Annotated in this window: 7 protein-coding genes; 4 read left to right on the top strand and 3 right to left on the bottom strand. The window is 64.3% G+C overall.

Annotated elements, in window-relative coordinates; genetic code table 11:
- The first annotated feature begins 27 nt into the window (after positions 1-27).
- The 3 genes from EOA23_RS31105 to EOA23_RS31095 are packed head-to-tail and all read left to right on the top strand — an operon-like array spanning position 28 to position 2,968.
- Entirely contained in the window at positions 28-918 is an 891-nt protein-coding gene (locus EOA23_RS31105) for an HlyD family efflux transporter periplasmic adaptor subunit (protein WP_245474398.1), read from the top strand.
- A complete protein-coding gene (locus EOA23_RS31100) occupies positions 915-1,835 on the top strand; it encodes an ABC transporter ATP-binding protein (RefSeq protein ID WP_127306932.1) in 921 nt (306 codons plus the stop codon). The genes EOA23_RS31105 and EOA23_RS31100 overlap by 4 nt, the downstream gene beginning before the upstream one ends.
- The gene (locus EOA23_RS31095; RefSeq protein ID WP_127306931.1) at positions 1,832-2,968 is read left to right on the top strand and encodes an ABC transporter permease; all 1,137 of its coding nucleotides are present in this window, start codon (positions 1,832-1,834) and stop codon (positions 2,966-2,968) included. The genes EOA23_RS31100 and EOA23_RS31095 overlap by 4 nt, the downstream gene beginning before the upstream one ends.
- Here the strand turns inward: EOA23_RS31095 and EOA23_RS31090 are convergent.
- Positions 2,949-3,389: a hypothetical protein gene (locus tag EOA23_RS31090; protein ID WP_127306930.1), complete on the bottom strand. Its 441-nt coding sequence runs from the start codon at positions 3,387-3,389 to the stop codon at positions 2,949-2,951. The two genes, EOA23_RS31095 and EOA23_RS31090, sit on opposite strands and share 20 nt — an antisense overlap.
- A 101-nt stretch (positions 3,390-3,490) precedes the next feature.
- A complete protein-coding gene (locus EOA23_RS31085; RefSeq protein ID WP_127306929.1) occupies positions 3,491-4,468 on the bottom strand; it encodes a threonine/serine dehydratase in 978 nt (325 codons plus the stop codon).
- A 30-nt stretch (positions 4,469-4,498) separates the two neighbouring features.
- Between EOA23_RS31085 and EOA23_RS31080 the strand changes: the two genes are divergently transcribed.
- On the top strand, positions 4,499-4,840 hold the full coding sequence (locus EOA23_RS31080; protein WP_127306928.1) for a hypothetical protein: 342 nt from the start codon (positions 4,499-4,501) through the stop codon (positions 4,838-4,840).
- A 111-nt stretch (positions 4,841-4,951) separates the two neighbouring features.
- On the opposite strand, the gene EOA23_RS31075 is transcribed toward EOA23_RS31080, so the two are convergent.
- Positions 4,952-5,275: a hypothetical protein gene (locus tag EOA23_RS31075; RefSeq protein WP_127306927.1), complete on the bottom strand. Its 324-nt coding sequence runs from the start codon at positions 5,273-5,275 to the stop codon at positions 4,952-4,954.
- Positions 5,276-5,418 lie beyond the last annotated feature (143 nt).

Raw genomic sequence — 5,418 nt, 5'->3', positions numbered from 1 at the left:
GGCCACTTCGATCGGCGCCATCAGCACATATTCGCCTTCGACATAGCCGACGGCGAATATGTGCTGATGGCGCCGATCGAAGTGGCCCAGGTGGCGACGGTGACGGTGAGGCGCGGCGACCGCGTCGAGACCGGCGCGGCGGTGGCGACGCTGGAAGATGCCGACGCCAGGATCGAGGTGGCGCAGGCCGAGGCCGCGCTTGCCCAGGCGCAGGCGCAGCTTGCCGACCTGCAGGTCGGCAAGCGTTCGGAAGAGATCGCCGTGCTCAAGGCCGAGGTCGACATGGCAAAAGCCCAGGCCGCCGACGCCAAGCGCAAATATGACCGCGCCAGCGACCTCTACAAACGCGGCACCGGCACGCAGGCCGACTACGACACCGCCTCGGCCTCGCTGGAGACGGCCAACGCGCAGGTCGGCCAGGCGGAAGCCAATCTCGCCGTCGGCAACCTGCCGGCACGCCCCGAAACCATCAAGGCCGCCGACAACCAGGTCAAGCAGGCGCAGTCTGCCCTGCGGCAGGCTGAGTGGCGGCTGTCGAAGCGGGTGCTGACGGCGCCCTCGCCCGGACGCGTCAACGACGTGATCCGCAATCCCGGCGACACGGCCGGGCCGACCGCGCCGGTGATCTCGATGCTGCCGGACGGCGCCGTGAAGCTCAGCGTCTATGTGCCCGAAAGCGCGTTCTCGTCGGTTAAGGTCGGCACCGGGCTCAGCGTCCATTGCGATGGCTGCGGGGCGGGGCTCAAGGCGCGCGTCAGCTATGTCTCGCCCGATCCGGAATTCACGCCGCCGGTGATCTACTCGCTCGAGAACCGGCAGAAGCTGGTCTATCTCGTCGAGGCGCGGCCGGAGGGCGACGCCGGACCGCTGCAGCCCGGCCAGATCGTCGATGTCGATCTCGCGGATATGGGGCAATGAACGCCATCGACGTCCGCGGCCTGGTCAAGCGCTTCGGCGACAAGACGGTCGTCGACCATGTGACGATGACGGTCGCCGAAGGCGAGATCGTCGGCTTCCTCGGGCCGAACGGCTCGGGCAAGACGACGACCATCCGCATCATGTGCGGGCTTTTGACGCCCGACGAGGGCGACGGCACGGTGCTGGGTTTCGACATCCGCACCGACGCGCTCAAGATCAAGCGCGAAGTCGGCTACATGACGCAGAAATTCTCGTTCTACGAGGATCTGACGATCGGCGAGAACCTGGAATTCGTGGCGCGGCTCTACCAGCTGAAGCCGGTCGAGCACTATGTGGCCAGGACATTGGAAGAGCTCGGCCTGGCGAGCCGCCGCAACCAGCTGGCCGGCACGCTTTCCGGCGGCTGGAAGCAGCGGCTGGCGCTGGCGGCCTGCATCATGCACAAGCCGAAGCTGCTTCTGCTCGACGAGCCGACCGCCGGGGTCGATCCCAAGGCGCGGCGCGAGTTCTGGGACGAGATCCACCGCCTCGCCGGCGGCGGGCTCACCGTGCTCGTCTCCACCCATTACATGGACGAGGCCGAGCGCTGCCACCGCATCAGCTACATCTCCTACGGCAAGATGCTTGCCACCGGCACGGTCGATGAGGTGGTGAAGAATGCCGGGCTGACCACGTTCGTGCTGCATGGGCCGGGGCTAGACCAGGTCGCCCAGGCGCTGCAGGGCCGGCCGGGCGTCGACCAAGTGGCGCCGTTCGGCGCGACGCTGCATGTCGTCGGCTCCGACAAGGCGGCGCTGGAGAAGGCGCTTGCCGACGTCGAGAAGGAGCACAAGGACGTGACGGTGACGCCGGGCGAGACCAGCCTCGAGGATGTGTTCATCCAGTTCATGTCCGGCTCGAAGGACAATATGGCATGAACGCGGTCTTCTCCTTCGCCAGGCTTGGCGCGCTGCTCACCAAGGAATTCATCCAGATGCGGCGCGACCGCATCACCTTCGCCATGATGCTGGGCGTGCCGCTGATGCAGCTCGTGCTGTTCGGCTTTGCGATCAACAACGACCCGAAGAGCCTGCCGGCCGCGCTGGTGGCGACCAGCAGCGATCCCTACACGCGGGCCATGGTCTCGGCGCTGCAGACCACCGGCTACTACCGCTTCGACCATGTCGCGCAAAGCGCTGACGAGGCCGAGTTCCTGATGGCGCGCGGTGACGTCTCCTTCGTCGTCACCATTCCCGCCGATTTCGCGCGCCGCGTCGAGCGCGGCGACAACCCGCAGATCCTGATCGAGGCCGACGCCACCGACCCGTCCGTCGCCAGCGGCGCCATCTCGACGCTCAGCACCGTTGCCGGCCAGGCGCTGCTGAGAGCCCAGGGCACCCAGGACGCGGCCAGGGAAGCGGCGCGCGGCCAGCTCGATGTCGTCGTGCACCGGCGCTACAATCCGGAAGGCGTCTCGCAATACAACATCGTGCCCGGCTTGCTTGGTGTCATCCTGCAAATGACCATGGTGATGATGACGGCGATGGCGCTGACCCGGGAAACCGAGCGGGGCACGATGGAAAACCTTCTGGCCATGCCCTCAAGCCCGCTGGAGATCATGCTGGGCAAGGTGCTGCCTTACCTCGTGGTCGGCGCCGTGCAGGTGGTGGTGGTGCTGGTGGCCGCGAAGCTCCTGTTCGGCATCCCCTTCGTCGGCAGCCTGACACTGCTGCTCTCCTCGGTACTGGTCTTCGTGCTTTCCCTGGTGCTGCTCGGCTACACGATCTCGACCATGGCCCGCTCGCAGATGCAGGCCATGCAGCTGACCTTCTTCTTTTTCCTGCCGTCGCTGCTGCTTTCCGGCTTCATGTTCCCCTATCGCGGCATGCCGGGCTGGGCGCAGAGCCTTGGCGAGATCTTTCCGCTGACGCATTTCCTGCGCATCACCCGCGCGGTCATGCTCAAGGGCGCCGAGCTGCCGGCGGTGGCGACGGAAATCGGCTGGCTGGCGGTGTTCGTGGCGCTGTTTGCCGGGGTCGCGCTGGTGCGGTTCAGGCGGACGCTGGATTAGGCCGACGTGAATACAAGGCGCGAAAGAAACTATCCCGGTATCTGTCGAATTTGAGCGCAGCCCAAGCGGAGATGACGATCTCTTCGTCGGTGACGGCTCGTCTGTACTCCTTTGTTTTCCTCACGCCACCGTCCTCCAGGATCTCGTCTAGCTCGGTCAATTTCGGAGTTCCATCCGAGAAATATATGTACATATAGGCGAAGAGCGTCAGGTATCGCTTCCCAATTGATTCTGTGTAACTCTCGATAGCCTGAACTGCCGCTTGGACGGCTTCAAATGATTTTGAGCGTTGTGCTCTCTCCAAGCGAACGAACAGGAGGAATAGACCTGTGTCGGTAAGGGTAAGATTTCCATCGGGTGTATTTTTCACCCCATGGCTGATTAGCTTTTTCCTCGTGGCAAGGTAGATCGAAAGAGCCATATGTTTGCTCGAACCGCGCTGTTCGTGCTGCACAGGTTTGCAACACTCGCGCCAACCAAATACCCACGTGCTCTTAGTTTGTCTAATTGAAGGGTACTTGGTTACGCCGCCGCCATGATCTCCGCATAGGTGCTGAAATCGACATTGCCGCCGGACAGCACCACGGCAACGCATTTGCCGGCCAGGTCGATCTCGCCGGAGGAGAGCGCGGCAAACGCGACGCAGCCGCCGGGCTCGACCACAAGCTTGAGATGGGCCATGGCGTCGCGCATCGCCTGCCCCGCCGCCTTGTCGGACACGGCAATGGCGCCGGCGAGATTCTTACGGTTGATCTCGAAGGTGATGGCGCCGGGCTCGGCGGTGAGCAGCGCGTCGCAGATCGAGCTGTGGCCGGGATCGTTCGAGACCCGCTCGCCCTTGGCCAGCGAGCGGCGCGTGTCGTCGAAATGCTCCGGCTCGACCGCCCAGACTTGCGTATTGGGCGAGGCGTCCTTGACCGCGACGGAAATGCCGCTCGACAGGCCGCCGCCCCCGCAAGGGACGACGACGGCGTCGAGCGCCACGCCGAGCGCCTTGGCTTGCCGCATCAATTCCAGCCCGATCGTGCCCTGGCCGGCAATGATGGCCGGATCGTCGAAGGGCGGCACCAGCACCATGCCTTGCTCGATATAGGGGCGCACGACCGTCATGCGATCCTCCTTGAAACGGTCGAACGTCACCACCTCGGCGCCCATCCTGCGGACATTGCCGATTTTCATCGCCGGCGCGTCGGCCGGCATGGCGATCACCGCCTTGACGCCGAACAGGGCGGCCGACGTCGCCACGCCCTGCGCATGGTTGCCTGACGAGAAGGCGACAACGCCGCGCTTGCGCTCTTCCTCGCTCAGCGTCGACAATTTGTTATAGGCGCCGCGGATCTTGAAGGAACCGGTGCGCTGCAGCGTCTCCGGCTTGAACAGGATGCGGCCGCCATGGCGCCTGTTGAGCTCCGGCGATTCGATCAGCGGCGTTTCGACGATCAGGCCGGAAAGCCGTTCGGCGGCGGCGCGGATGTCCAGGATGCCGGGCAGGGTGGTCATGGTGGGCCTTGCGAAAGAACGCGATCGCCCATGGTGCACGCAAAAGGCCGGCGCGCGCCAACGAAAAAATGTGATGGAGACAAGGTTTGGCGGTGGTGCGCCGGCGCCCCTTCACCTTCGTCGGGAATTTTGGCTACCGCCAATCGCAAAAGGCTGATGCTGTCCCGGGTCGCTGGGCTTGTCTTGATACTGGACGAGAAAGCGCTGTGGCTGAAAGTGGCGCCGGGCGGAGCGGGCGCTGTTGGCGCGACCTATGCGATTAGCCGAGTCGCCTATCCCTTCGTCATACTCGGGCTTGACCCGAGTATCCATGCCGTGACCTTCGCGGTGCGCGCGACGGTGCAGAATTCTGTAACCGCTGCAACGCCTTAGCGTCACGGCATGGATTCCAGGGTCTGCGCGCGTCGCTTCGCTCCTTGCTCCGCCCTGGAATGACGATCGGGAATATGGCCACGGCCAATCGCGGTCATGCGAACGCCCCGCTCACCCCAGCAGCGTCGGCGTCCGCTTCTTGCCGCCGAGCTTGCGCCAGGTGTTGAAGCGGTGGGTGGCGGCGGCGAAGGATATCTTCATCTGCTGGGAAACCGTGTAGCGCGACTTGCCTTCGTCGAACATGCGGTAGCAGCACTCCGCGCCCTCCTCGGTCAGCTTGCCGTCCGGCGTCTTGTTGTGCGGGTTGGCGGGATCGAATTTCTCGAGCTGTTCCTGGACCAGGCCCTTCAGGCGCTGCAGGTCGGCCTCGATGCTGGCGATGAGATCGAGCACCGGCTTGGCGTCGAATGCGTGCGGCGGTTTCTTCTCCGTCATTGCGTTGGTCTCCTTCGATTTCGGCTGTTGCATCTATATAGGCGAACATTCGGCAATAATGAAGGGGCCGGTCCGGTCACGCCTGGTCATCTATTTTCGCGCGCGGCCCGTGGCGTTCGCAATTGACGTTGGGCGCTTGAAAC

It is taken from the genome of Mesorhizobium sp. M2A.F.Ca.ET.042.01.1.1, assembly GCF_003997405.1.
GTDB lineage: Bacteria > Pseudomonadota > Alphaproteobacteria > Rhizobiales > Rhizobiaceae > Mesorhizobium.
This window is presented reverse-complemented; position numbering and strand designations above follow the sequence as displayed.

What these genes read in the sequence shown, in the direction of transcription:
- EOA23_RS31095 (WP_127306931.1), top strand. Translation starts at nt 1,832, where the DNA reads ATGAACGCGGTCTTCTCCTTCGCCAGGCTTGGCGCGCTGCTCACCAAG.
- EOA23_RS31100 (WP_127306932.1), top strand. Translation starts at nt 915, where the DNA reads ATGAACGCCATCGACGTCCGCGGCCTGGTCAAGCGCTTCGGCGACAAG.
- EOA23_RS31085 (WP_127306929.1), bottom strand. Translation starts at nt 4,468, where the DNA reads ATGACCACCCTGCCCGGCATCCTGGACATCCGCGCCGCCGCCGAACGG.
- EOA23_RS31080 (WP_127306928.1), top strand. Translation starts at nt 4,499, where the DNA reads ATGGTGCACGCAAAAGGCCGGCGCGCGCCAACGAAAAAATGTGATGGA.
- EOA23_RS31090 (WP_127306930.1), bottom strand. Translation starts at nt 3,389, where the DNA reads ATGGCTCTTTCGATCTACCTTGCCACGAGGAAAAAGCTAATCAGCCAT.
- EOA23_RS31075 (WP_127306927.1), bottom strand. Translation starts at nt 5,275, where the DNA reads ATGACGGAGAAGAAACCGCCGCACGCATTCGACGCCAAGCCGGTGCTC.